Consider the following 26,790-nt stretch of genomic DNA (forward strand, 5'->3'; position numbering starts at 1 on the left):
CGCGGACGCCAGCCATCGCATCCGACGCGCCGTGCCGGATGAGCGCTGAGCGACATCAGTCCGGCTGGCGCAGGAGCTTCTTCAGGCCGCCCTGGACGATCTCAGCAAATACCTTCGGCTCGCCGTAGGCGCGCGCGGTGAGCATCGCGCCGTACACGATCGACATGAACGCTGCCGCCTCCAGACGGGCGGAGCCTTGCAGCTGGAACCGGCCCAGTTGCGCGCCCTTGGTCAACACGATTTCCAGCCAGTTCGACAGGTCGCGAAAATGCGCACGCACGTGCTCGGCCAGATCGTCGGGCAGGGTGGGCAATTCGCTGGCGAGCATGCCGGCGACGCAGAACGGGGCGGACGCGTCGGCGATGCACCTCTCCCAGTATCCGGTGTAGAAGCCGAGCTGTTGCTCGGGATCGAAGACACCGCTTTCCAGCATCCGCGTCTGCGCGACGATCAGCGCGCGGGATTCCTCCACCACCGCCCGCGCCAGATCGGCCTTGGCAGGAAAGTGGTGGTGAATGCTCGCCTTGCGCACCTGCACCTGTTCGGCGACATCGGCATAGCTGAAGCCGTTGTAGCCCCGCGTCTGGATCAGATAACGGGCCGAATCGATGAGTTTCTGCTGTGTCGTCGTCATGGGACGATTCTACCACCTGGTAGGTAGTCGTCTAAGCCTGATCAATCCGCACGAGCTCTATGACAGCCCTACAGATGATTCATTGATTGTTTATCTACCAACTAGTAGGGTGGAAACTCCTTCGAGGACACTCTTCATGAATTCACTTCGCAACTTCTACTTCCTGCGCGCTGGCGTCGCGTTTGCCTGGGTGGCCGCGGTCCTCCTCTCCGCGCCTGCATCCGTGGCGCTCGCCGGAACGCTGCTGGCGTTCTACCCGGCCTGGGATGCGCTCGCGAACGTTCTGGATGCGCGCCGCAGCGGCGGACTCCAGGCCAACCCCGGGCAGGCGTTCAACGCGCTGGTCAGTGCCGTCACCGCCGTCGCCATGGCCATCGCGTTCGCGATGCACGGCAACGCGGGCGGCGTCCTGGTCTTCGGCGCATGGGCGCTGCTCGCCGGACTGTTCCAGCTCGCCGTCGGCATCCGCCGCCGCAAGCTCGGCGGCCAGGTCTTCATGATGATCAGTGGCACCCAATCGGCGCTCGCCGGCGTCTTCTTCGTCATCCAGTCGTTCGGCGCCGCGCCGACGCTCGCCCAGCTCGCGCCTTACGCTGGATTCGGCGGCGTCTATTTCCTGCTCTCCGCGCTGTGGCTGAGCTTCCGCAAGCCGCGTCCGGTCTCCTCGGGTTCCTGAGGCCTCCCGCCAGAACGCGCGCCAGCTCGAAGAATTCTTGCCCAGGTGCACAGCGCAACGGATTCACGGCGAAGGATGCGGTTACGCTGCCGCGTGCAAACCGACATCCGCCCCGCGAACCGGCGACAAGGAACCAGAATGGATGTCGATTGGCACAACGGTCCGATCACGCGCGCGACGCAGGTCGACGAGAGCTACCGGAGTACGCAGGCCGTACGCCGGTTCCTCGCCGGCGCGTGCGGGGCCGAGTTCAAGTTCGATCGCGCCTTCATGGCGTGGATCAAGGACGGCGCGCCCAAGAACATGGGCGAGGTCGCCGACGAATGGATGCGGCGACGGCGCGCCGGGCTGGAATCGATTCGGTAACCTGCATTGGCGCACATGCATGGTCCATGCGCCGATCGAACAACGGCGGTGCGCGGCAGCATGCGAAGCAGGTTGAGAGACGCATTGCCAGGCCGCCACCAGCGACGCGGTGAGCGGTGCGCCGGGGAAGCCTGCACGCATCGAGCCATGCAAGAGCGCATGGCACTACCGATGCCCATGGATGGCATGGTCAGCGCCATGCGCCCGGGCACCCAGTGGCAGCCGTCCCGTAAGCCTGCCGCCACGCACCCGACTCAGCGGCAGGCAGTCCCTTCCACTTTCATCTGCGCGGTGAACTGCGGCACCTGCGCGATCGCGCCGGCCGCCGCCTGCTTCTTCGCCTCTTCCAGATAGATCCGCGACTGGCCCTGGCCGTCGAGATCCGCCTTGGTCGCCACCGGCTTGCGCCAGACCCGCACCACCGCCTGCTGCGACGGGCAGGCCGCGCTGGGAATGCGGATCACATCGTTGAACTTCCACCCCGTCGCCTCGCTGGGCTTGGCCTGGTCGAACTCCACCAGCTTGGCGCGTGGCTGGCAGGTGGGGCTGCTGCGGACCGCGGAAAACTTGTAGGGCTGCGCGGCCTCGCCGGTGTAGACGCCTTCGAAACGCACGCAGGCCTCGGGAATCTGCCGGATCGTGTGCACCACGCCCACCGCCTGCGCGGCACCGGGCTGGCGCTGCAGTTCGGGCACCGGATCGGCGGCCATCGCCAGCGGCGCGCAGGCGCACAGGCCAAGGGCCAGGGTCGAAGCGATTGCGCGCATCCGCGCCGGGGTCGTCGATTGCATGGGCTTGCTCCTTGGAAGCGATGCGCAACGCTGCCACGCGCCGACTGAACGCGGCGCCAAGACAGGGCAGGCGCCCGCCGCTGGCGATGGGCAGGACCCGGGCGCATACTCGGTCCGGTTCAAGCCAGGTCGAACATTGCGATACGCACCACCGGCGCATTGCGGCCGCGGAGTCGTTGCATGCCTCAGACTCCTTCCGGTGTGATCCCGTTGTACGTCCCACCGCTTGGGCGTCATCCACATCCTTGGGAGGGGTCATGCTGGAACGATATGCGGTCACCGTGGCACTGGCGTGCGCGGCCTTGGCAATACTCTATGGCATCGTGTCCACACGCTGGATCCTGGCGCAGCCAGCCGGCAACGAACGCATGCGGCAGATCGCCGATGCGATCCAGGAAGGCGCCCGCGCCTATCTCAACCGGCAGTACCAGACCATCGCCATCGCCGGCGTGGCGCTGTTGCTGCTGGTCGGCTTCTTCCTGAGCTGGTACACCGCCGGCGGTTTCGCCATCGGTGCGGTGCTGTCGGGCGTGGCCGGCTACATCGGCATGAACCTGTCGGTGCGCGCCAACGTGCGCACCGCCGAGGCGGCGCGGCGCGGGCTGGGGCCGGCGATGGACGTGGCGTTCCGCGGCGGCGCGATCACCGGCATGCTGGTGGTCGGGCTCGGCCTGATCGGCGTGGCCGGCTATTACGGCGTGCTGCAATGGCTGGGGCGCAGCGTCGAGGAAAGCCTGCACGCCCTGGTCGGCCTGGCCTTCGGCAGTTCGCTGATCTCGATCTTCGCGCGGCTGGGCGGCGGCATCTTCACCAAGGGCGCCGACGTCGGCGCGGACCTGGTCGGCAAGGTCGAGGCCGGCATCCCCGAGGACGATCCGCGCAACCCGGCGGTGATCGCCGACAACGTCGGCGACAACGTCGGCGACTGCGCGGGCATGGCCGCCGACCTGTTCGAGACCTATGCGGTCACGGTCATCGCCACCATGCTGCTCGGCGGGTTGATGGCGGCCGAGGCCGGTCGCAACGCGGTGCTGTATCCGCTGGTGCTCGGCGGCGTGTCGATCGTCGCCTCGATCGTCGGCACCTTCTTCGTGCGTGTGCGCCCCGGCGGCTCGATCATGGGCGCGCTGTACAAGGGCGTGATCGTGTCCGCGGTACTCGCCGCGGCGGCGTTCTGGCCGGTGACCCAGCAACTGATGGGCGATACCGCAGCCGGCGCGACCAAGCTCTACGGCTGCGCGTTGATCGGCCTGGTGCTGACCGGATTGATCGTGTGGATCACCGAGTACTACACCGGCACCCAGTACAAGCCGGTGCAGCACGTGGCGCAGGCCTCGACCACCGGCCACGGCACTAACATCATCGCCGGGCTCGGCATCTCGATGAAATCCACCGCGCTGCCGGTGATCGCGGTGTGCGCGGCGATCTGGGGCGCGTTCGCGCTGTCGGGCCTGTACGGCATCGCCATCGCCGCCACCGCGATGCTGTCGATGGCCGGCATGATCGTCGCGCTCGACGCCTACGGGCCGATCACCGACAACGCCGGCGGCATCGCCGAGATGGCCGAACTGCCGCCGGACGTGCGCGCGGTGACCGATCCGCTGGACGCGGTCGGCAACACCACCAAGGCGGTGACCAAGGGCTATGCGATCGGCTCGGCCGCACTGGCCGCGCTGGTGCTGTTCGCCGACTACACGCACAACCTGCGCGCCGCGCACCCTGGCGAAACCTTCGCCTTCGACCTGTCCGACCACACGGTGATCATCGGCCTGCTGCTCGGCGGGCTGATCCCCTACCTGTTCGGCGCGATGGCGATGGAAGCGGTGGGCCGCGCCGCCGGCGCCGTGGTCGAGGAAGTGCGGCGCCAGTTCCGCGAGATCCCCGGCATCATGGAAGGCACCGGCAAGCCGCAGTACGACCGCGCGGTGGACATGCTGACCCGCTCGGCTATCCGCGAGATGATCGTGCCGTCGCTGCTGCCGGTGGCGGTGCCGGTGGTGGTCGGGCTGCTGCTCGGCCCGCGCGCGCTCGGCGGCCTGCTGATCGGCACCATCGTCACCGGCCTGTTCGTGGCGATCTCGATGACCACCGGCGGTGGCGCCTGGGACAACGCCAAGAAGTACATCGAGGACGGCCATTTCGGCGGCAAGGGCAGCGAGGCGCACAAGGCCGCGGTCACCGGCGACACCGTCGGCGATCCGTACAAGGACACCGCCGGCCCGGCGATCAATCCGCTGATCAAGATCATCAATATCGTGGCGTTGCTGATGGTGCCGCTGCTGTAGGGCCTGTCATTGGACGCATCGGCGCTGGCGACCCGCCGGCGCCGGTGCGTCTGCTCCGCGGTTACAGGCAATCGATCAGGCCGTCGTTGACGCTGCGCTGGCTGTGCGGCAACGGCGCGAACAGCGGATGCTCTCCCGCCAGGGCCTTGTACAGCGCCACCAGCCGGGTCTGCGGCAGCAGCGGCGTCGGGCATTGCCAGAGCTTCGCATCGACCAGCACCTGCCCGGTGGCCGGGTCGATGCTGGATTCGCTGGCGCCGAAGGTCCATACGCACTGGCCGAGCACGCCGTCGCGCTGGCGCACCGAGCAGCGGTAGCGCAGCGGCTGGTAGTCGCTGTACTCGCCTTCGCAGAAGGTGTCGCCGCAACTCTGGTCGAAGTCCTCGGCCAGCCGCCGCTCCAGATCGTAGAACGCCTCCCAGCCTGCGCCCGGGGTGGGATAGTCGACCGCATCCACGTAGACCTGTTGCGCCTGCGCCCGTGGCGCGCCGAGGGCCAGCAGCGCGACCGTCAACAGCATGCCCATCGAAAACGAGATTCCCTTCATTGCCTTGCTCCTTGGGGTGGACTGTGGACACAGCGTCGCGCCGCGCCCGGCCGGGCACCATCGGAAATCCTCCCATGCGCAGGGGTACGGAGCCCGAAAACCTTGTAGGAATAGGCTGAGGTGTGTCGATGCGCCTCGGGGTAGATCGCCTCACGCTGGTGTGCGTGTCGGCGAGGAAAACCCAAGGAGCTCACGCCGCGCGACCTGGTGATGCCGCTACGTCGGGCTCCCCCAAGCCGGCCCGGCGGCGGTCGCATCCGCCGCTCGGCGCATGACTTGGCCCACGCGCGCCCTTGACGACTACGCCGCCACGCACAGTCACCTGGTGCCGCATCCGGCAGCCTGGCCGGCCAGATCGCAGGCCCCTCCCCGTTCTCGCTGCATTGCAACAGCCAACCGACTAGAATGCAGACCTCTTTGAAGCCACTCCACTGGAGCTAGCGCATGGGTCTGGAACTGGTCACCTCCGGCAAGAATCTCCCGGAAGAAATCAACGTCGTCATCGAAATCCCCAAGGATTCGGAGCCGGTCAAGTACGAAGTGGACAAGGCCAGCGGCGCGATCTTCGTCGACCGCATCCTGTCCACGCCGATGCGCTATCCCTGCAACTACGGCTACGTGCCCAACACCCTGTGCGGCGACGGCGACCCGGCCGACGTGCTGGTGGTGCTGCCGCTGCCGCTGGTGCCCGGCTGCGTGGTGCGCTGCCGCCCGGTCGGCGTGCTGAAGATGAGCGACGAGGCCGGCAGCGACGAGAAGATCCTGGCAGTGCCGGTGGCCAAGGTGTTCGAAGGCTACGGCCACATCGAGGACATCGCCCAGGTGTCGGGCCACTGGATGGAGCGCATCGGCCACTTCTTCGAGCATTACAAGGATCTGGAGAAGGGCAAGTGGGTCAAGCTGGACGGCTGGGGCAACGCCGCCGAGGCCAAGCAGATCCTGCTGGACGCGGTCGAGCGCTACAAGGCCGGCGCCTGAAGAACCCGGCGCCGCGGCGGGCGTCCGCCCGCCGCGGCTGACCCGTTTCACGTTTTACGACGGCGAACGCTGCCGCATTCCGGGGTTTGGGGTACATTGCGGATCGAATGTCCGGCTGGTCGAACGCCAGCCGGTCTCTATTGGGGGATAGTCTCTTGCGCATCCTGTTCGTCGGCGACGAAGCGAGCCTGCCGGCCGAAGTCACCGAATACATCCGCGAATTGGGCGAGGACTGGCAGGTCCAGACCGTGACCGACGGCAATGCCGCCATCGCCGCCGCCGCGACCGTGCAGCTGGATGCGGTGATCGCCGCGCCGGCGCTGCCGGACCTGACCACGGCCACCCTGCTCGGCCAGATCCGCACGCTGAGTCCGGAGACCATCCGCATCGCGCTGATCGAGGCGGAGCAGAGCAATCGCGCGCCCCCGGCACGGATCATCGGCGTGGCGCATCGGTTCCTGCCGCTGCCGCTGTCGCCGGAGATGCTGCTCGAGGCGGTCACCAGCATCGAGGAACTGCAGGAGCTGCTCGGCAACCCGATCCTGCGCGCCAGCATCGGCCGCATCGAGAAACTGCCGTCGCCGCCGCATCTGTACCTGAGCCTGATGCACGCACTGGAACAGGACGACGGCAGCAATGCCGCCGACCTGGCCAAGCTGGTCTCGGCCGATCCGGCGATCGCGGCCAAGGTGCTGCAGCTGTGCAACTCGGCGTACTTCTCCAACGGCCGCACGATGTCCGACCTGCGCACCGCGGTGACCCGGCTGGGCATCGCCACCTTGCGCGACCTGGTCCTGGCCAGCGAAGTGTTCTCGGTGCAGGCGCTGTCCAACGCCGAACGCAATGCGCTGCAGCAGCGCTCGCTGCTGGCCTCGAAGCTGGCCTCGAAGATGCTGCCGTCCTCCAGCGCCGAACTCGGCGCGACCGCGGCATTGCTGGCCGACATCGGCCTGCTGCTGCCGGGCATCCGCAACGAGCGCGAGCCGGTCGACCCGAACGACGATCGCCCCGGCCATGCCGAGGCCGGCGCCTATCTGCTCGGCCTGTGGGGCCTGCCGATGCCCATCATCGAGGCGGTGGCGTTCCACCGCCAGCCGCAACGCTCCAGCACGCGCAGCTTCTGGGTCACCGGCGCGGTGCACGTAGCGATGGCCTTGGCCAGCGGCACGGAGATCGACGAGGACTACCTGGCCAAGACCGGCGTGCTGAACAAGCTGCCGACCTGGCGTGAGCAGGCGGAAAGCCTGATGGGGCTGACTTCGGCGTAGCGCCGCGTCGGCTGCCCTCGCAGCACAAGACGCCTCCCGGGGCTGGTTTCGCCGCCAGGACGACCCGACATCGCAATTGACGCATGAGCGGCAGCGCAACGCTGCCGCTGCCGATGGTCTTTGCCGACGCTACCGATGCACATGTACCCGCCATCGGCGCGAGCGGCCCAAGGGACTGACAGCCCGGCTTCCCGATGTCCGCATCCGCCGTGTTCGTCAACAACTGGCGCGCCACCGATTCCTCGTGCGCGGCGTCGGCGCCATGCCAGCTTGTGCAGCGACACCTGCTGGACACGGATTTCGAGCGTTCCCGGCGCAGCCGTTGTGGGACGACTTCAGTCGCGACGCGCTACCGGGAATGCCCGTCGCGGCTGAAGCCGCTCCTACAAAACAACTTCTCGCGCATCGCCCGCCGCCGCGATCGGCGGATATCGCGGACAAAAAAAGACGGGCCTTGCGGCCCGTCTTTTTTATTACTCAGACGCCGGTGGATCAGAAGCGCTGGGTGTACTTCATGTAGAGCATGCGGCCGATGTCGAAGCTTCCGTTGTAGGAGAAGTTCGAGTTCGGCTGGCTGTACATGATCGGGCCTTCGTGGTTGAACACGTTGTTGGCACCCAGCGACACGGTGGCATCCCACGGCGCGTTGTAGCGGACCTGCACGTCATGGAAGGTGTTGGAACCGACCGTGCGCGACGGCTGCTCCAGCGTGTACGCCGAGGTGAAGCCCGGCTCGTTGCACTCCGAACCGCCTTCCAGATCGTACGCACATGCCTCGCGCAGACCGGAGTAGTAACGCACGCCCCAGTTGACGCCGAAGTTGCCGTAGCTCCAATCCACGTTCAGGTTGGAACGGACGCGGAAGTTGGAACCCCAGTCGCTGCTGCCCCAGCCGTTGCGCTGTTCGACCGGCGTTTCCGACTCGTTGTCGCGCTTGTATTCCTGGTAGTCCACGTAGGTGGTCTTCCAGTCGAACACGAAGTTGCCGAAGCCGGTGTCGGTCAGGCGATAGCGCACGCCCAGATCGTAGCCCGCGGTTTCCTGGTAGCCGCCGTTGATCAGCGTACGGGTCACGTCGGTGACCTGGCCGCTGGTGGCGTCACGCACGAAACGGTCGCAGGCCGCGCCGATGTTCTGCACGTAGCACTGGTTGAGGATGGAGGTGACCGACTCGGCGGCGATGACGTCGTCGATGCGGATCTTCCACCAGTCCAGGCTGATGTCCAGGCCGTTCACGTAGCCCGGGCTGTAGACCAGGCCCAGCGTGTAGGTCTTGGAGGTTTCCGGCAGCAGCTCCGGGCTGGAGCCGGACAGGTACGCGTAGTTCGACTGCGACCCGGGGCCGCTGGCGTCCACGCCACCGGAGGCTTCCTGGCGGAAGTTCGCCGGCACCACGGCGCCGCAGCGCCCGGCCACGCCCGCGTTGCGGGTCGCCGCACCGAACAGGGTGTCGCACGGATCGGTGTAGGAGTCGAAGGTCTCCGAGGTACCGCCGTACAGATCCGACACGGTCGGCGCACGGAAGCCGGTGGCGTAGGTGCCGCGCACCAGCAGGTCGTCGATCGGCTTCCACTTCAGGCCGAACTTGCTGTTGGTGGTGTCGCCGAAGGTGTCGTAGTCGGAGTAGCGGCCGGCCACGTCGAACGACAGTTCCTTGGCGAACGGCATGTCGGCCAGCACCGGGATGTTGAACTCCAGGTACACCTCGTCCAGCGAGTAGCCGCCCTTGGTCGGCGCGCCGGCCAGGTCGGTGCTCAGGCCGGACTGCAGCAGCGCGTCGGGATCGTAGCGCGCGTCTTCGCTGCGGTGCTCGATACCCGCGGCCATCGCCAGGTCGCCGGCCGGCAGCGCCATGATGGTGCCGCTGAGGTTGGCGCTGTAGACCTTGGTGGTGCTCACCGAGGTGTCGTGCGACGGCAGGAACAGGTAGGCCTGCAGGGCCGGATCGGCCAGCGAGCCGGCACCGGTGGCGCCGTTCGGCAACAGCGGGTTCCACGGCATGCAACCGGCGATCACGTTGCCGGCCGAGCCGCACTTGACCACGCCGTCGCTGTCCAGGAACGACGGGCCGACCGCGTTCTGCACATTCGGCACGAACAGGTTGCCGGTGCCGGTCTTGGTGCCCTTGTTGCGGTTGTAGACGTAGCCGACGTCCCAATCCCAGTAGTTGTCGCCCAACTGGAACGACCCTTCGAGCCCGCCGCTGAAGCGGAAGGTGTTCAGCTCCGAACGGGTCTGGCGCGGCACCTCCCAGGTACGACGCATGAAATCGACGTCCTGGCCCGGCAGCGGATTGAAGTAGCTCTCGCCCGACAGCGGGCTGTCGAAGGCGACCGAACGGTACGGATAGCCGGCGATCTGCTGCAGCGTCTCGCGCTCGGTGTACAGCACGCTGGCGGTACCGCGGACGTTGTCGGTGAAATCGAAGTTGCCGTTGGCGAACACCGAGCGGCGCTCGATCCCGGTCTGCAGGAACATCTGCTGGCTCGGGTTGGACAGGTCGGCGTTGCTGAAGTCGTGGTAGTCGGCGAAGTTGCGCGGGTTGCCGCCCGGGTTCAGCGAATACATGTTGCCGGAACCGTCGATCAGCACGCCCTTCTCGCTGATCGCGCTCCAGCCGTTGGCGTCGGCGTCGGTCGGAACCGGGTGGAAGTAGCCGTTCGGCGAGGCGCTGTAGTCGCGATCCTTGGCGTAGACCGGATCTTCCTTGCTGTACTCGGCGCCCAGGGTCAGCGAACCGCGATCGTTGCTGGCGCCGTAGACGAAGTTGTAGGTTTCCTTGTGGCCGTCGCCCTGGCCGTACTGGCCGACGTAGGCGCTGGCTTCCAGACCGTCGAAGTTCTTGCGGGTGATCACGTTGATCACGCCGGCGATGGCGTCGGAGCCGTACAGCGCCGATGCGCCGTCGGTCAGCACTTCCACGCGCTCGACCATCGAGGTCGGAATCGAAGCCAGATCGGTGTAGCCGCCGGAGCTGACGCCCATGCGCTTGCCGTCCAGCAGCACCAGGGTGCGCTGCGGGCCGAGGTTGCGCAGATCGACGTACTGGCCGCCGACTTCTTCGCCCGAGGACAGCGCGTCGGCGCGGCTGATCGCCGGCGAACCGGTCGCGGACAGGTTCTGCACGATATCGGCGACGCTGGTGTAGCCCTGCTTCTCGATATCGGCACGCTGCAGCGCGATCACCGGCTGCGCGGTCTCGGAACTCGCCTGACGGATGCGCGAACCGGTGACCTCGATGCGGTCGAGGTTGGTCGGGTTGCCATCGGTGGCGGTGGACTCTTGCGCGCCGGCAATGGCCGGCGTCAACGCGATCGCGATGCTGGCGGGCAACAGGCCCAGCCGCACTGCGGAAGTGCGAAGGTTCATCAATCTCTCCAGGGTAACGTTAGGGGCGTGTTAAGCGCCCTCGGCACGTTACGTTCCGGTGAGCATGGCTGCTTTGCCGCGGCCGTTCGCAGACTTTGCCGAATCTGGCGGCACCGCCGTCTCTTGTCGATATTGCGAAGCGGAGACGCCGAAGCGCGCACGGAAGGCGCGGGCGAAACTGCAGCAGTTGTCGAAACCGCTGGCCGCGGCGACCTCGCCGATCATCATCGTGGTGTCGCGCAGCAGATCCGCGGCGCGTTCCAGCCGCAACCGCGCCGACAACGCCTGCGGGCTTTCCTCATACAGGCTCTGGAAGGTCTTGGACAGATACCAGCTGGAGAAGTTGGTCAGTTCGGCCAGTTCGCTGATCCGCACCACGCGGTCGCGGTGCCCTTCCAGGTACAGATGCGCGCGCTGCATGCGCCCGAACACCTGGCGCTTGCGTATCCGCGAACGGCCCGGGCACCGCTGCACGCGGTGCGACAGCTCGTCCTGCATCGAGGCCAGGTGCAGCAGCACCGGGCGCATCGCCAGCACGTCGCCCGGCCGCGCCGCGGCCTGCCGCCACAGCCGCAGCGCGATCCGCGCCTCGCGCGCCGGCAGCAGGCCGCGGCCGGTGTACAGGGTCGCGTCGGCCATGCGTCCCAGCGCCTTCAACGCATCGGCGTCCAGGCTCAGGCCGATGCACAGGCCATCGCGATCGGCCTGCACCAGCGGCCGCGAATCGCGCTCGAACGCCAGCCACTGGCCGCGGCGCAGTTCGAAGCGGCCTTCCTTGGCCTCGATCCAGGCGCTGCCGCGCAGCTGGATCCACACCGTGAACGCGGCAGCCGAGGCCTGCAGGCTGCCCAGTCGCGCCGCGCCCAGGCAGGCCGACCCGCTCGGCGCGTCCTCGTTGTCCAGAATCCGTTGTTGCCCACGATCGGCCATGAACACGTGCCGCATCCGACGCACCCGCTTTGCTTGAACCGGCGCGCAGTCTTGCCGGATGTGGCGGCAGGGTCAGGACGATGTGGCGATGTTTGTCCGAAATCGGCACGAAGCCGTCACGAACAACTTACGATGCTCATTTTCCCTTGTGCGGCAACCACTTGGAGGTCACCACCGAAAACCAGCCGGCGCTCTCGGGCATGCGCATGAAGCCGATGTCGCTACCATCCTCCACCGCCAGCGACGCATACACGTCGCCGCTGTGCGGATCGATGCTGAAGCCATTGACCGAACTGAGCCGGTCGCGGTCTAGGCACACGCTGTCGCCGAGCCCGCCACCGATCCGCGCCAGCCGGCTGGCGCACTCGCCGGTCGGGAACAGATAGCGCACCTCGCCGGCAGCGCCGATCGCCCAGGTCCGGTAGCGCCACAGCGACGGCACCGCTGTGTCGACCGCCGCCACGCTGGCCGGGCTCAGCGCGGCATCGGCGCGCCACAGGCCGCTGCGCGCCATTCGGGTGAACAGCACCTGCCCGCCGTGCGGATCCATGCGCAGCTGCGAGACGTCGTCCAGCGCGGCCAGCCGCCGCCACGGCAGGCTGCGCCGGTCGTACAGCTGCAGGCGGGTGCGCCCGTTCTCGCCGAGCAGCACCAGCAACTGCGCCGGATCGGCGGTGTACAGCGCCTGCAGCGGCTCGCCGGACGGCACCGGCAGGGGCACGACGCTGCCCGACTGCGGCCGCACTTCGTAGATCACCGAGCGTCCCTGCGCGTCGCGGCCGCTGACCAGCAGCGACTGGCTGTCGGCCGACCACGCCGGCGGCTGCCGGTTTTCAGGGCGCAGCCCTTCGATCAGGCGCAGCGATTGCGGTCGGGTCACGTCGCCCCACCACAGCGCGTAGCTGCCGGAGCGGTCGGAGGTGAAGACCAACTGGCGACCATCGGGCGCGATCACCGGCTGGCCGTCGCGCCCGGTGGAGGCGAACAGGCGCTGGCTGTCGCGCTTGCCGCGGCCATCGCCGGCGGCGATGCGATACAGCGCGAACTGCGGGCGCCGGTGCACGAAGCCCAGGCGCCCGCCGTCGCGCGACAGGGTCGGCGACTGCGCGTCGCCCAGGTCCAGATCGCGCAGGCGCCGCGAGGCGGTGTCCAGCCGGTACAGGCGGGTCTCGCTGTCGACCCGGCGTCCGAACACGATGCCGCGGCCGTCCTGGGTCCAGTCCCAACCACGGATCTCGGCGAACTCGCGGGTCAGCGGCTCGGCGCGGCCACCCGCGGCTGGGATCCGCCACAGGCCGCCCATCTGCGGGTTGCGCACGAACGCGATCCACTGCCCGTCGGGGGAATAGCGCGGCATGTAGTCGAACTCGCCGGCGGCGACCGTGTAGGACAGCGCGCGCCAGCGGCCGCTGGCCAGGTCGAGCACGCGGATCCCGCGGCCGGGTTGGCGCCCGGTCATGCTGCCGAACAGCAGCCCGCGCCCGTCCGGGGTCCAGGCGAAGCTGAGCAGCTCGGTGCCGTCGCAGCGCACCGCCGGGCGCGCCGCGCGATGCCCATCGGCGGCCGCCACCATCACCTGGCACTGGCCGTCCGGTCCGAGCCGGGCGAAGGCGATGCGGCCGCCGTCCGGCGACCAGGCCGGCAGGCGGTCGGAATAGCCCGTGCCCGGCACCAGCAGCGGACGCGGCGGCGCGCTGCCGGCGGCACGGCCGGTCGCCTGTACCAGCAGTTGCGTGCCGCCGCGACCCTCGATCCCGGCGGCATACACCACCTGGGTGCCGTCCGGCGACAAGGCCGGCTCCAGTTCGAAGCCCGGCATCGTGGTGATCAGCCGGTACGGCCGCTCCGGGCTGCCGACCACCCGCTCCTGCTCGCCGTCGACCGGATCCGCAACACCATGCGGCAGCCACCACAGCAGCATCGCCAGCAGCATCACGCCGGCCCCGGCGACGGCGGCCAGCGCCACCTGCACGCGGCGCGGCGGCGGGCGTGGCGCAGGCGGCACCACGGCCGGCGGCGGCAACGCGGCGGCAGGCGGCTCGGCGGCGGCGGGTCCGCCGTCGGCCAGCGCCGCAGCGGCCAGCGCAGGCGCGTCCGCCTCCACCTCCGGCAACGCCTGCACCGGCGCCACCAGCCGATAGCCGGTCTTGGCCAGGGTCTCGATGTAGGCCGGCGCGTCGTCCTTGGCGCCGGCGGCGAAGGCCTTGCGCAACTGGGTGACGGCCTGGGTCACCACATCGTTGGTCGGCAACGTGTCCGGCCACACCTGGGCCAGCAGCGTCTCGCGCTCCACCACCTGCCCCGGTTGCGCCAGCAGCACGCGCAGCACGCCCATCGCCTTGGGCGTGAGCCGCTGCGGCCGGCGCGCGCGCGGCGCATGCACTTCGCGCAGCGACAGCAGCACCAGGCAGTCGCCGACCTGCATCCGGTCGGGAAGCGGCGGGGTGGCGGGGGATGGCGAGGACATGCGCGACTAAGGCAACGACGATCTGCGATGGGGTGGGAACCACGTCACGGCGCGGAGGCGCCATGTGGCGCCAACGGGCAGATTCGGCAAACCAATGCGACGAATGCAGCCAGGCGTGGCGACGCCGACAAATTCTACCCTAGTCGTTGCCGCCGCCAATCGCGGCGAAGCAACTACAGGCTCTCTCTCCGCCGACGACGCTCACATAAACGCTGCAAGATTACGCGCCCACTTGGCGCGTTTTTTTTAGCTGCGATTCAGGCTTTCGGTTTGTGCGTGATGGTGAGCCCAATCAGCCGCGACACCACCAGCGCGATGTACATCACCCCGGCGAACTGTTCGAGCATGACCAGCGAACGCGCCAGCGGCTTCACCGGCACCACATCGCTCAAGCCCACTCCGGACAGCACGCTGAAGCTCAAGTACAGCAGTTCCATCCAGGTTCTGGGCGAGGACGCGTCCACCGCGGCGGTGAAGCTGCCGGGCAGCCACTGCTGGCACACCGAGAACGCGAAGGCGAACGCCCATGCCAGCAGCGTGAAGGTCGCGCCGGCCGCATACAGTTCGTCGCGGGTGACCTCGTGGTCCTGCAGCATGTAGGCGATCAGGCTGACCGCGGTATAGAAGTACAACAGGCTTTCCAGCAACTGCGCGAATGCGCCGAGTGTCACGCTGTCGAGCATGGCCGCCGCGATCGACAGCACCACCGACGGCACCGCCAGGCACCAGGCGATCCACAGCATCGACGGGCTGCGGTTGACCACCCACACCGCCAGCGCCAACACCACGATGCCGAACGCGCCGAACAGGGCGCGCCCGGCCGCGGTGTCTTCCATCAGCGGATACAGCAGCAATCCCAGCAATTGCACGCCCAGCAGCAACGCGGACGGGTGGCGGCGCAAGGCGAGCGCGTAGCGGAGCATGCTGAATTCCGAAGGTGACGTGCGCGCATCATAGACAAGCGCACGCCACCACGGCGGCACGCGGCGCTAGCCCTGCCGATAGACCTCGGCGCCGGCGTCCAGGAACTGCGCCGATTTCTCGGCCATGCCGGCCTGCAGCGCGTCGCTCTCGCCGACGCCGTGTTCGGCGGCGTAGTCGCGCACGTCCTGGGTGATCTTCATCGAGCAGAAGTGCGGCCCGCACATCGAGCAGAAATGCGCCAGCTTGTGCGCGTCCTTGGGCAGGGTCTCGTCGTGGAACTCCTTGGCCTTCTCCGGATCCAGGCCCAGGTGGAACTGGTCGTCCCAGCGGAATTCGAAGCGCGCCTTGCTCAACGCGTTGTCGCGCACCTGCGCGCCGGGATGGCCCTTGGCCAGATCGGCGGCGTGCGCGGCGATCTTGTAGGCCATGATGCCGTCGCGCACGTCCTGCCGGTTGGGCAGGCCCAGGTGTTCCTTGGGCGTCACGTAGCACAGCATCGCGGTGCCGAACCAGCCGATCATCGCCGCGCCGATCGCCGAGGTGATGTGGTCGTAGCCGGGCGCGATGTCGGTGGTCAGCGGCCCCAGCGTGTAGAACGGCGCCTCGCCGCATTCGCGCAGCTGCTTGTCCATGTTCTCCTTGATCAGCTGCATCGGCACGTGGCCGGGGCCTTCGATCATGGTCTGCACGTCGTGCTTCCAGGCCAGCTTGGTCAGCTCGCCCAACGTCTCCAGTTCGCCGAACTGCGCCGCGTCGTTGGCGTCGGCGATGCAGCCCGGGCGCAGCCCGTCACCCAGCGAGAAGGCCACGTCGTAGGCCTGCATGATCTCGCAGATGTCCTCGAAGTGGGTGTAGAGGAAGTTCTCCTTGTGATGCGCCAGGCACCACTTGGCCAGGATCGAGCCGCCGCGCGAGACGATGCCGGTGACGCGCTTGGCGGTCAGCGGCACGTAGCGCAGCAGCACGCCGGCGTGGATGGTGAAGTAGTCCACGCCCTGCTCGGCCTGCTCGATCAGCGTGTCGCGGAAGATCTCCCAGGTCAGTTCCTCGGCGCGGCCGTCGACCTTCTCCAGCGCCTGGTAGATCGGCACGGTACCGATCGGCACCGGCGAGTTGCGCACGATCCACTCGCGGGTCTCGTGGATATGCTTGCCGGTGGACAGGTCCATCACCGTGTCGCCGCCCCAGCGGATCGACCACACCAGCTTCTCCACTTCCTCGGCGATGCCCGAACTCACCGCGCTGTTACCGATGTTGGCGTTGATCTTGGTCAGGAAATTGCGGCCGATGATCATCGGCTCGCTTTCCGGATGGTTGATGTTGGCGGGCAGGATGGCGCGGCCGCGGGCGATCTCCTGCCGCACGAACTCCGGCGTGATCGCGTGCTGGATGCTGGCGCCGAAGGCTTCGCCGGGATGCTGCTGGCGCAGCAGCGCGTCGCGCACCGCTTCCAGCCGCTGGTTCTCGCGGATCGCGACGAACTCCATCTCCGGAGTGACGATGCCGCGCCGCGCGTAGTGCATCTGGGTGACGTTGGCGCCGGCCAGCGCGCGCCGCGGCAGGCGCCGGGCCGGGAAGCGCACCGCGTCCAGCCGCGCGTTGTGCTCGCGGCCACGGCCGAAATCGGAACTGAGCTGCGCCAGCGCCGCGGTGTCGCCGCGTTCTTCGATCCAGCGCGCGCGCAGCGGCGCCAGGCCGGCGCGCAGGTCGATGCTCGCGTGCGGATCGGTGTACGGGCCGGAGGTGTCGTAGACGGTGACCGGCGGGTTGTCCTCGCCGCCGAACAGGGTCGGGGTGCGGGTCAGCACGATCTCGCGCATCGGTACGCGCAGGTCCGGGCGCGAGCCTTCGACATGGATCTTGCGCGAGCCGGCGATCGGCCGCGTCACCGATTCGGAGAGCCGCTCGGCCTGCTGGATCAGCGTGGAGGGGATTGCGTTCATGGCCTTCGTCCTGTGCGAGCCCTTGGCGGGCGGGACGAAGCGGCGGCGCATGCCCGCCGCGCGCACGGAGCCCGGGCGCATGGCATGGCTGCGAAGCTTCCCTACGGCGGTATGAGCCGCGTCAGGTTCGAAGGGACTGTCTCAACCCGCCGGCCGTGTGGCCGCAGGTACCCCCGCTTCGGCACGGATTAGAGCACGAAACGCGCAGCGTCCCAACTCCGTCCCGCCATGCGCCGAACGCAGGCCGCTTCGCTGACGCCGATCTGGACGCAGCCACACCCGCCGGCCATGATGCGCCCCCAATCCCGACCGGACACTACCGACCATGCCCTCCACCATCGCACGCCGCCCCTTGAGCGACAGCGAGGCCGCCGAACTCCAGGCACGCACCCCGCCGAGCTGGGAGCAGCTGCGCTTCCGTGCCGGCGAGGAAGGCTTCGATGCCTGCGACGGCCCGTTGCTGCTCGATGGCGCGCTGGAGATCGAGGAGAACGTGCTGGTGGTGCTGGGCGACCTGGAGTGCGACATCCTGTTCGTCAACGACATCGCCAGCCTGATCGTCGCCGGGCGGCTGCGTGCCCGCGCGGTCATCGGCAACGGCGGCATCTACGTGCTCGGCGACCTGGACTGCCAGACCCTGGTCGGCCTGTCCTACGGCGATCGTATGTTCGGCTGCGCCGGGCACGCCCGGGTGGGCGCGTTGCTCGAAGACGCGCATACCTTCGCGTTCGTCGGCGGTTTCGAGGCCGACCTGGTCGCGCCGGTATCCAATGTCCTGAGCCTGCCGGCGGACGCACGCATCGCGCGCGATTTCAGCGACGGCATGACTCCGCAGCAAGCGCGCGCGGCGTTCGTCGAGGCCGTGCTGGAGGACGACGCGCTCGACATCGACAGTGTCTGCGGCGAACTCTGGGAAGGCCGCTCGCCGCTGCGTTGAGCCTGCGAGAGGCGGCCGGCTGAATCGGCGCACAACCGGGTCCGCTTCTTGTCAGCCCCGCCACGCGCGCAGCGCCTTGCGGCACATCACGGCGAACTGCCGGGCGTAGCCTGGGCCCCACAAGAACGACGACTCTCTCTCCCTGCCACCGGTCATGCCGGTGGCGTTTTTTTGTCCGGCGTCCGCGCGCGGCGCTCACTCCAGCACGTAGGCCACGCGCAAGCCGCCCCAGTGGCGGCCGCGCACGTACACCGGCACCGACAGGTCGAACAGGATCTGCCCGGTGTCGCGCCGGTACACCTGCAGCAGATAGGGCTGGGTGTGGCGGCCGACGCTGCGCCCGACCCGGTCGGTGAACATGCGCTTGGTGCGGTTGCCGACCAGGTCGCGGGCGCGGTCGCCGCTCAGCGGCTGGCTGAAGCGCAGGTTGTGGGTCGGCACGTAGCCGTCCGCAGTGGCGCAGATCGCGAACACGATCCACGGATGCGCGGCCAGCAGCGGTTCCTGCAACGGCGGCAGCAGTTCGTCGCACAGCGCGTCGAAGGCGGTGCGGTACTTGGGCGGATCGATGCCCGCGATCGGCGTGTAGTCGGTGGAGAACAACGCCTCCTCGCCGATGCGGCCGCGCGCGATCGCCTCGGCCAGCGCCTGCCCGATCCTGCCGGCGGTCGCCGTCGCCAGTTCGCGAATGCGCGCGTGGCGCGGCTGCTGCATCGGATCGGTGGGCAAGCGGAACAGGCCCACGCAGTCGTGCAGCGTGGCGCTGCCCGCGGCCAGCGCCGCGCTGCGCTCGACCACCTGCGCCACATGCTCCAGATTGCTGCGACTGAGCCCGACCACGTGCTCGACCGCGCGGTCGATGCCGCCGATCTCCTCGCCCTGCGCGGCGACGCGGGTGGCCACGGTCTCCATCGCCGCGCTGGCGCGGCCCAGCAGCTGGCCGATGCCGCCGAGCACCTGCTCGGTGCGCTGCGCCGAGGCGGCGCTGTCGTTCAAGGCGCTGCCGGTCTCGCCGATGATGGTGCGCACGTCGCGCGCGGCGGCGGCGGCGCGTTCGGCCAGGCGCCGGATCTCGCTGGCGACCACGGCGAAGCCGCGCCCGGCGGCACCGGCATGCACCGCCTCGATGCTGGCGTTGATGGAGAGGATGTTGGTCTGGAAGGCGACCGCGTCGATCACCTCGATGACCTCGGTGGCGCGCGCCGAACGCCGCTCCACTTCGCGCATCGCCTGGCCCAGCGTGCGCGCCGCCTCCACGCCCTGGCGCGCGCTGTCGTCGGCGCTGGCCGCCACCGCGATCACCACGCGCAGTTCCTGGTCCATCTCCTGCAGGCCCTGCAGCAGCCGCCGGGTGGTCGCCACCACGGTCTGCAACGCCTCCATCTGGGTCTGCGATTGCTGCGCCAGTTCCTCGTTCTCGGCGACCACGTGTGGCACGTCGGCGGCGATCTGCAGCGACAGCGCCACCGCCTGGCGGATCGCCTCGGCCAGGTTGCCGAATCCGGCCGACAGGCGCCGCCCGGCCATCGCCTCGGTGTCCTGCGCGGACAGCGGCGTGCTCAGGCCCAGGTCCAGGTCGCAGCCGGTCAGGCGCTCGCCGACGCGCTCCAGCAGCGCCTGCGCTTCGGCGCCGGCCTGCAGCCGCTGCGCCAGCGCCTGCAGCGCAGGACTGGTCGCGCCCTGCGCCTGCCCGGCGCCGAGCAGGGCCACGTCGCGCAGCAGCGCGGCGGTCTCCGGATGCGGCAGCGACAGCAGCCAGCCGTCGCCGTCGCGATCGCGCTGGTAGCGCACCCGCCGCGCCGGATCGTCCGCCGAGGCCAGCCAGCTGCCTTCGGCGCCGGCCAGCGATGCCAGCGGCAGGCCCCACACCGCGTCGCAGGGTTCGCCGATCAAGCCGTCCGCGGGCACTCCGAGCAGGTCCAGCGCGGCGCGATTGGCGGCGGCGATCCGCCCTTGCGGGTCCAGCCGCAGCAGCGCCACCGGTGCATCCGGCAAGGCCGCGGCGTGTCCGGCATCAGCATCCGGACTGCGTGTGAACAACGACATCGTCTTCCCCTCCAGGAATTCCACGCCATGGTATCGGCCGCCACCGCGCAACCTGAGGGCATGCGCGCAAGCGCGACCGGCGTCATGCTCGTTCAGGTGCCGGCCGCCGCCCCGCCCGTTCCCGTCTGTCGCACTCTTCGCGGCGGCGAAGACCGTCCGGGGACGCGCACGGCGGCGGAGGTCGTGGCGATTCCCAGGTTCAGCCCGAGATGCGTCGGTCGGCGGTGTGCTCTGGCGGTACTTCTGCATGGGCGGCATGAAGCACGCTCACGCCATGCGCAGCGGATCGCGCCATAACGGCGCCGTGACGATCCGCCCGGTACCCTTGCCTGCTTCGTTCCTGCGCTGCCCTTCACTGCCGCCGCAACGCTTGCAGACCGGCAACCGCTGCGTGCCGCTCGCGCCTGCGCATCGCTGCGAGGCCGGCGCGCTCCCTCTCTCGATTCTTGATCGGAGACGCTCCTTCATGGTGTTCCGTATTTCCATCGCGCTGGTGGCCTTGCTGGTGCTGATCGCCGGCCTCGCGCCCGGCCCGTTCGACGGCGTGGTGCAGGCGGCGCTGGCCCAGGTCATCCGCGGCGCCGGCTGGATGTACCTGCTGGTGGTGTTCCTGACCCTGGCCTTCATGCTGTATCTGGCCTTCGGCCGCTTCGGCCATCTGCGCATCGGCGGCGAGGACGCCGAGCCGGACTTCTCGCGCGCCAGCTGGCTGTCGATGCTGTTCGCCGCCGGCATGGGCATCGGCCTGGTGTTCTGGGGCGCGGCCGAGCCGATCTCGCATTTCCTCAAACCGCCGGAAGGCTTGCCGCCGGAAAGCATGCAGGCCGCGCGCGCGGCGATGCGCTACGCGTTCTTCCACTGGGGCCTGCATCCCTGGGCGATCTATGCGCTGATTGGCCTGGCGATGGCCTGGTTCCAGTACAACCGCAACGGCCGCGGGCTGGTCAGCGACATGCTGCAGCCGGTCATCGGCCGCCACCACCGCGGCTGGTTCGGCCACGCCGTGAACATCGCCGCGGTGGTGGCCACCGCGATCGGCGTGGCCACCACGCTGGGCTTCGGCACGATCCAGATCGCCGCCGGCCTGCAGCGCGTGTTCGGCGTGCAGGCGAGCATCCCCGTGCAGATGGGCATCATCGCCGTGGCCTTCGTGCTGTACATGGCCTCCACCGCCAGCGGCGTGGAGCGCGGCATCAAGTGGCTGTCCAACTTCAACCTGGCGCTGGCCGCGCTGCTGCTGACCGCGGTGCTGGTACTGGGGCCGACCGGCTTCATCTTCGACGCCTTCACCACCACGCTGGGCTCCTATCTCAACCAGCTGGTGACGATGAGCCTGCGCATGTCGCCGTTCTCCGGCAGCAAGTGGGTGGCGGAGTGGACCATTTTCTACTGGGCATGGTGGATCGCCTGGGCGCCGTTCGTCGGTGCGTTCATCGCCCGCGTCTCGCGCGGACGCAGCATCCGCGAGTTCGTGGTGGGCGTGGTGCTGGCCCCGACCCTGCTCGGCTTCGTGTGGTTCTCGGTGTTCGGCGGCGCTGCGCTGTGGGCGCAGCTGTTCGGCCACGTCGACATGCTGCAGGCGCTGGGCAACGGCTACGAGACGGTGCTGTTCACCCTGTTCGACAGCCTGCCCGGTTCACTGCTGCTGTCCAGCGTGGCGTTGCTGTTGCTGACGATCTTCTTCGTCAGTTCGGCCGACTCGGCGGTGCTGGTGCTGGCCAGCATGTCCACCGACGAGGCCGGCGACCCGCCGCTGGCGCGCAAGCTGGTGTGGGGCGTGGCGGTGGCGCTGATCGCGGCGGTGCTGTTGCTGGCCGGAGGCCTGGACGCGCTGCAGGGCATGATCACCATCGCCGCGCTGCCGTTCGCGGTGCTGATGGTGCTGGTGATCGTTTCGCTCTACCGCGTGCTGGACGCCGAGCACACCCGCGAACGCCGCCGCGCGCAGCGTACCCGGCACATGATCGAGGCATGGATCGCGCGCGAACAGGCGGCGCAGGAACAGACGCGCGGGGAGGCGGAACGCGCGCAAGCGCAGGAGTGAGCGCGCCGGCTCAGTAGCCGGCGGCCTGGCCGTCCTTGCGGCTTTCCGAGGCGCCGTAGTACACGCCGCTGGCCGGATCGCGGGCGATCGCCTGGTAGCCGCCGTACGGGCCGTCGGCGAAGATCACGCGGTGGCCCTTGCGCATCAGCGCGCGGATCGTGTCGTAGGAGAAGCCCGTCTCCAGGTTGAGCTCGCCGCCATCGCGCATCGCCGCGGCCTGCCCAGTCGGCTCGGTGGAGCCTTCGTGCTGGATGCGCGGCGCATCGCCGGCTTCCTGCAGGTTCATGTGGAAATCGACCAGGTTCATCACGATCTGCACGTGGCCCTGCGGCTGCATCGCCCCGCCCATCACCCCGAAGCTCAGCCACGGCTTGCCGTCCTTGGTCACGAACGCCGGGATGATGGTCTGGAACGGGCGCTTGCCCGGCGCGTAGCCGTTGGGATGATCCTTCTTCAGCACGAACATCTCGCCGCGGTCCTGCAGGATGAAGCCCAGTCCCGGCGGCGCCATGCCGCTGCCCATGCCGCGGTAGTTGGACTGGATCAGCGACACCATCATGCCGTCGGCATCGGCCACGGTCAGGTAGATGGTGTCGCCCTCTTCCAGCTGCTTAGGCGTGCCCGGCTGCACTTCCTTCAAGGCCTTGTCCATCGAGATCAGCGCGCGGCGCTGCGTGGCGTAGTCCTTGGAGAGCAGCCTGGCCAGCGGCGCCGGCTGGAACGCCGGATCGGCATAGAAGCGCGCGCGGTCGGCGAAGGCCAGCTTCTTGGCCTCGGCGAACAGATGGATGTGCTCGGCCGAGCCGAACGCGATCTTGGAGAAATCGTAGCCCTCCAGGATGTTGAGCATCTGCAGCGCGGCGATGCCCTGGCTGTTGGGCGGCAGCTCCCACACGTCGTAGCCGCGGTAGTTGGTGCTGACCGGCTCGACCCATTCGCCGCGGTGGCTGGCCAGGTCCTCGTAGCTGAGGAAGCCGCCGTTGGCCTTGAAATAGGCGTCGATGGTGCGCGCGATCTTGCCTTTGTAGAACGCGTCGCGGCCGCCATCGGCGATCTGCTGCAAGGTGTCGGCCAGGTTCGGGTTCTTCCACAGCTCGCCCTTGCGCGGCGCATGGCCGTCGATGGTGAACTGCTCCTTGAAGCCGGGATACTGCGACAGCCGCGGCACCGAGCGGTCCCAGTAATAGGCGATGGTCTCGGCGACCGGGTGGCCTTCGCGCGCGTAGCGGATCGCCGGCGCCAGGTTCTGCGCCATCGGCCTGCGGCCGAAGCGCTCGTGCAGCGCGAACCAGCCGTCCACCGCGCCCGGTACCGACACCGGCAACGGCCCGGTCGGCGGAATGTCCTTCAGTCCGCGGCGCTGGAACTCGGCCAGGGTCAGCGACTTGGGCGAGCGGCCCGAGCCGTTGTAGCCGTACAGCTTGCGCGTCTTCGGATCCCACACGATCGCGAATAGGTCGCCACCGACGCCGTTGCCGGTCGGCTCCATCAGGCCGAGCGCAGCGTTGGCGGCGATCGCCGCGTCCACCGCCGAACCGCCCGCCTGCATCGTGTCCAGCGCGATCTGCGTGGCCAGCGGCTGCGAGGTGGCGGCCATCGCGTGCGGCGCGATCACTTCCGAACGCGTGGCGAACGGCTGCCCGGTGATGCGGTCGGCCGCGTGCAGCGACGGCGGCACGGCGAGCGCGGCGCACAGCAGCGCCAGGCGGATCGTCGGAATGGACATGCGCAACTCCCCTCGGTGGATACCGCGCCACCCTACCCGACGCGGCCGCGTCCTGCAGCGGCGATGCATCGGCGGTGGCGATGCCGGACACGATACGACGCCGGATCGGCATCGCGACCGGCACCGGCGGTGCCTGCCGGACATGCTTACGCAGCGCTTACGCGCGGCTTACGTGGCGGTTACGGCGCGGGCCTATCCCTGCATCGCGCATGCCTGCCGCATGCGTACCCGCGTCATCCGGCGCGGGTCCGTCATGCGGATCACCCGGCCATGCTCCACCCCTTTCGACGCATCGCGCTCGGCGCCGCGATGCTGCTGCCCGCCGCGGTGGCGCCCGCCGACGCCGGGCTCGCCTCGCCGGCACGCCCGACCGCTGCCGCGGCACGGCCGCTCGGCGGCATCAGCGGCCTGCCTCTGTGCAGCGCCGATGTGCGCGACCTGTTGCTGGCACCGGTCGCGCGCGCGACCCATGCCGTCCCCGCGACCGAGGCCGTGCCGGCCGATTGCCGCGGCGCGGCCAGTGCCGCGCGCTGCCTGCGCACGCACGGCACCGATCGCGACGGCCCCGCTGCCGGCGGCGCCGCATGAGCACGCGCGCGGCCAAGCGTCGATCTTGCCGGCCCATTCCGGCGATGCGATGCCTGCGCCGCCTTCCGCTCGCGCGAAGACGCCGCAGCGTTCCCCGCCCGAACGCTTGCGGTCGGCGGAATATCGAGAGGTTGTGGATGGCATCCAGCCAGCGGGCGCCGCCGTCGGCCGGTCGCGCGTGTCGCGACTGCGCGTGTCGCGACTGAAGTCGCCGCACAAGTGTGGCGCCTGCTAGCGCGTCGCCTGCCGGGTTGGCGACGGAACAGCCTTGTCTGCCGTTGCGCGCAAGCGCTCAGCCTGGCGGCACGATGCCGCGCGCAGGGCCGCGGCCAGAAGCGCGGTATCGGTCGCCGGTGCCACGTCCAGTTCGCGGCGCAGCCGGCGCTGCAACTGCTCGAATTCCAGCCATGCCAGCTCGGGCGCGCCGGCACTGGCCAGCGTACGCATCAGCCCGCGCGCATAGCGTTCGTTGCACAGGTCCAGTGCCGCCAGACGCCGCGCCAGGCCGATGGCCGGGCGCGGCTGCCCGGCGGCCAGCAGCGCGTCGCGGCGGCGTTCCAGCCAACATGCCGAATACGCCGCGCACTGCGCGCGCGCCGCCTGCAGCCAGGCCTGGAACTCGCTGCAGTCGTCCAGTTCGATGCCCTCCAGCAGCATGCCGCCGGCATCGCCGGCGCTGCCCGCTTGCAGCGCATCGATGTCGCAGTGGGCGCACGGGTCCAGCGACAGCGTGGCGCGCGTGCACCGCAGCCACGCTTCGCGATCGATCGCGCGCAGCGCGCGGCGCAGGTCGCCGACCACCTGGCGCAGGTTGGTCAGCGCCGCAGGCTCGGGCAGCGTCGGCCACAACAGGCAGGCCAGCGCCGCGCGCCGATGCGCGCGTCGCTGCAACGCTAGGTAGGCCAGCAACGCCCAGCTCTTGCGATAGCGCAGGTCCACCGCCTGCGCGCCGCCCAGCGCCGGCTCGCCGAGCAGGCGGATCGCCGGGACGTCGGCGGCATCGTCCACGGTCGACGCGCCGTCCGGCATCCACAGCGCGCCGGGCGCGCTGTCCGTGTCGTGGCCCATTCGGTGTGGCCGATCCATGCCGCCCCCCTTTGCCGTGATGCGCCGTCGCCCGCGCTGCCCACCGGCACGAACCGTGACCGGCATCCCGCCCCGCGTCGCAGTGCGGCCCCGGGGTTCGGCAGCGACTATGCCCAGGCGGCAGGGGCGCCGCTTGATCGCTCTTGCGGTGCGGCGGTCAGCCCTGCAGCGGCAGCACCACGTCCAGGTCGTGGCGGCCATCGCGCGGGCGCCATGGCGGCTGGCGGAAGAATTGGTAGCCGCCGTTGGCGTCGGCGGCGAAGGTCTCGCCGGCGCCGTGCAGCCAGGCGAAGCTCAACGCGCGGTAGCTGTGGAACAGCTCCTTGTAGGCGCCCTGGTGGCGCAGCGACACGTAGCGCCCGGGTTCGAAGTCGATCGCGGTCAGCGCGCTGCCGCCCGCATCGATGCCGGTGTCCACGATCGCGCAGTCGTAGCGCAGCATCGGTGCCGGGGTGATCTCGGGCGTGTCCTTGATCACGCCGACCGCCTGGCACGCGTCCGGGTCGACGCCGATCCCGCGCAGGACCTCGGCGAAGCGGCGCCAATAGTCCTCCACCTCGGTCCACGGGCCGAAGAAGCGCAGCGCCAGCAGGCGCTGGCCGCCGTGCCGGGCCACGCGCGCCTGTGCGGCGCGTTCGGCGTCGCCCGGCGCCGGGCCGACCGACACCTGCCGCGCGAAGGCGCGGTACTGGCTGGGCACCAATCCGAACTGGCGCTGGAACGCGCGGATGAAGGCCTCGTGGCTGGCGTAGCCGCAGGTCAGCGCGATGTCCAGCACGGGCGTGTTGCTCATCGCCAGGTTCATCGCCGCGCGGTCCAGGCGCACCCGGCGCAGGTAGGCGCTCGGGGTCTCGCCCATGGCCTCGAGGAACGTGCGCTGGAAATGGAACGGGCTCAGCCCGACGTGGCCGGCGATTGCATCCAGCGACAGCGGCCCGGCCGGGTTGCGCTCCATCAGCCGCAATGCGGCGGCGATGCGCGCGTCGTCCAGCAGCGTCGGCAACGGCGCCTTGCGCTGCAGGTGCGGCGCCGCGGCCGGCGGCGGATCGCCGAGCAGGCTCCACTCATAGGCGATGCGTTCGGCGCTGGCGGCCTCGTCGGGCGCGGCAGGCGGTTGTTCGTCGGTACGATCCATCGGCAGGCTCCGGCAGGGGCGGATATTGTCGTCGCTGCGCGGTACGCCCG

20 protein-coding genes and 1 riboswitch are annotated in these 26,790 nt (G+C 69.3%); of the genes, 8 read left to right on the top strand and 12 right to left on the bottom strand.

The window, feature by feature from the left end:
• Window positions 1-55: 55 nt before the first annotated feature.
• Window positions 56-634, bottom strand: a complete 579-nt coding sequence (locus NUG20_RS17155; protein WP_263395632.1) for a TetR/AcrR family transcriptional regulator — start codon at window positions 632-634, stop codon at window positions 56-58.
• A gap of 136 nt (window positions 635-770) precedes the next feature.
• On the opposite strand from NUG20_RS17155, the gene NUG20_RS17160 reads away from it, so the two are divergent.
• Both NUG20_RS17160 and NUG20_RS17165 read left to right on the top strand, forming a co-directional pair.
• Entirely contained in the window at window positions 771-1,310 is a 540-nt protein-coding gene (locus NUG20_RS17160; protein WP_263395633.1) for a hypothetical protein, read from the top strand.
• Between the two features lie 138 nt (window positions 1,311-1,448).
• Window positions 1,449-1,676: a DUF6434 domain-containing protein gene (locus tag NUG20_RS17165; RefSeq protein ID WP_263395634.1), complete on the top strand. Its 228-nt coding sequence runs from the start codon at window positions 1,449-1,451 to the stop codon at window positions 1,674-1,676.
• 254 nt (window positions 1,677-1,930) lie between these two features.
• On the opposite strand, the gene NUG20_RS17170 is transcribed toward NUG20_RS17165, so the two are convergent.
• Complete coding sequence (locus NUG20_RS17170) at window positions 1,931-2,443, bottom strand: hypothetical protein (protein ID WP_263398519.1); 513 nt, start codon at window positions 2,441-2,443, stop codon at window positions 1,931-1,933.
• 281 nt (window positions 2,444-2,724) lie between these two features.
• On the opposite strand from NUG20_RS17170, the gene NUG20_RS17175 reads away from it, so the two are divergent.
• Complete coding sequence (locus NUG20_RS17175) at window positions 2,725-4,752, top strand: sodium-translocating pyrophosphatase (RefSeq protein WP_263395635.1); 2,028 nt, start codon at window positions 2,725-2,727, stop codon at window positions 4,750-4,752.
• A gap of 61 nt (window positions 4,753-4,813) precedes the next feature.
• On the opposite strand, the gene NUG20_RS17180 is transcribed toward NUG20_RS17175, so the two are convergent.
• Entirely contained in the window at window positions 4,814-5,299 is a 486-nt protein-coding gene (locus tag NUG20_RS17180) for a hypothetical protein (protein ID WP_263395636.1), read from the bottom strand.
• 444 nt (window positions 5,300-5,743) lie between these two features.
• Here NUG20_RS17180 and ppa point away from each other — a divergent pair, with 444 nt between their 5' ends.
• Together ppa and NUG20_RS17190 are read left to right on the top strand one after the other, a co-directional pair.
• A complete protein-coding gene (gene ppa / locus NUG20_RS17185; RefSeq protein ID WP_179567039.1) occupies window positions 5,744-6,277 on the top strand; it encodes an inorganic diphosphatase in 534 nt (177 codons plus the stop codon).
• 107 nt (window positions 6,278-6,384) lie between these two features.
• A complete protein-coding gene (locus NUG20_RS17190) occupies window positions 6,385-7,545 on the top strand; it encodes an HDOD domain-containing protein (protein WP_263395637.1) in 1,161 nt (386 codons plus the stop codon).
• 492 nt (window positions 7,546-8,037) lie between these two features.
• On the opposite strand, the gene NUG20_RS17195 is transcribed toward NUG20_RS17190, so the two are convergent.
• The 5 genes from NUG20_RS17195 to thiC form a co-directional block, all read right to left on the bottom strand.
• Entirely contained in the window at window positions 8,038-10,914 is a 2,877-nt protein-coding gene (locus NUG20_RS17195) for a TonB-dependent receptor plug domain-containing protein (RefSeq protein ID WP_263395638.1), read from the bottom strand.
• A gap of 48 nt (window positions 10,915-10,962) precedes the next feature.
• Window positions 10,963-11,859, bottom strand: a complete 897-nt coding sequence (locus NUG20_RS17200) for a helix-turn-helix transcriptional regulator (RefSeq protein WP_263395639.1) — start codon at window positions 11,857-11,859, stop codon at window positions 10,963-10,965.
• A gap of 121 nt (window positions 11,860-11,980) precedes the next feature.
• Window positions 11,981-14,311, bottom strand: coding sequence for a winged helix-turn-helix domain-containing protein (locus NUG20_RS17205; RefSeq protein ID WP_263395640.1), 2,331 nt, complete (start codon window positions 14,309-14,311; stop codon window positions 11,981-11,983).
• Between the two features lie 257 nt (window positions 14,312-14,568).
• Window positions 14,569-15,234, bottom strand: a complete 666-nt coding sequence (locus NUG20_RS17210) for an ion channel (protein WP_263395641.1) — start codon at window positions 15,232-15,234, stop codon at window positions 14,569-14,571.
• A 66-nt stretch (window positions 15,235-15,300) separates the two neighbouring features.
• Window positions 15,301-17,178, bottom strand: a complete 1,878-nt coding sequence (gene thiC / locus NUG20_RS17215; protein WP_263395642.1) for a phosphomethylpyrimidine synthase ThiC — start codon at window positions 17,176-17,178, stop codon at window positions 15,301-15,303.
• A gap of 80 nt (window positions 17,179-17,258) precedes the next feature.
• Window positions 17,259-17,363: riboswitch (TPP riboswitch) on the bottom strand.
• Window positions 17,364-17,503: 140 nt separating this feature from the next.
• On the opposite strand from thiC, the gene NUG20_RS17220 reads away from it, so the two are divergent.
• Window positions 17,504-18,115 carry a hypothetical protein gene (locus NUG20_RS17220; protein ID WP_263395643.1) on the top strand — a complete coding sequence of 204 codons (612 nt, stop codon included), beginning with the start codon at window positions 17,504-17,506 and terminating at the stop codon, window positions 18,113-18,115.
• Between the two features lie 195 nt (window positions 18,116-18,310).
• Here NUG20_RS17220 and NUG20_RS17225 read toward each other — a convergent pair whose 3' ends face one another.
• A complete protein-coding gene (locus NUG20_RS17225) occupies window positions 18,311-20,161 on the bottom strand; it encodes a methyl-accepting chemotaxis protein (protein ID WP_263395644.1) in 1,851 nt (616 codons plus the stop codon).
• A 466-nt stretch (window positions 20,162-20,627) separates the two neighbouring features.
• On the opposite strand from NUG20_RS17225, the gene NUG20_RS17230 reads away from it, so the two are divergent.
• Window positions 20,628-22,205, top strand: coding sequence for a BCCT family transporter (locus tag NUG20_RS17230; RefSeq protein ID WP_263395645.1), 1,578 nt, complete (start codon window positions 20,628-20,630; stop codon window positions 22,203-22,205).
• 10 nt (window positions 22,206-22,215) lie between these two features.
• Here NUG20_RS17230 and ggt read toward each other — a convergent pair whose 3' ends face one another.
• Entirely contained in the window at window positions 22,216-23,931 is a 1,716-nt protein-coding gene (gene ggt / locus NUG20_RS17235) for a gamma-glutamyltransferase (RefSeq protein ID WP_263395646.1), read from the bottom strand.
• 270 nt (window positions 23,932-24,201) lie between these two features.
• Between ggt and NUG20_RS17240 the strand changes: the two genes are divergently transcribed.
• The gene (locus NUG20_RS17240; protein WP_263395647.1) at window positions 24,202-24,519 is read left to right on the top strand and encodes a hypothetical protein; all 318 of its coding nucleotides are present in this window, start codon (window positions 24,202-24,204) and stop codon (window positions 24,517-24,519) included.
• Between the two features lie 231 nt (window positions 24,520-24,750).
• Here NUG20_RS17240 and NUG20_RS17245 read toward each other — a convergent pair whose 3' ends face one another.
• Window positions 24,751-25,587, bottom strand: coding sequence for an AfsR/SARP family transcriptional regulator (locus NUG20_RS17245; RefSeq protein ID WP_263395648.1), 837 nt, complete (start codon window positions 25,585-25,587; stop codon window positions 24,751-24,753).
• Window positions 25,588-25,762: 175 nt separating this feature from the next.
• The gene (locus NUG20_RS17250; RefSeq protein WP_263395649.1) at window positions 25,763-26,740 is read right to left on the bottom strand and encodes an AraC family transcriptional regulator; all 978 of its coding nucleotides are present in this window, start codon (window positions 26,738-26,740) and stop codon (window positions 25,763-25,765) included.
• Window positions 26,741-26,790: the final 50 nt, after the last annotated feature.

Source organism: Xanthomonas sp. CFBP 8443, from assembly GCF_025666195.1.
Lineage (GTDB): Bacteria > Pseudomonadota > Gammaproteobacteria > Xanthomonadales > Xanthomonadaceae > Xanthomonas_A.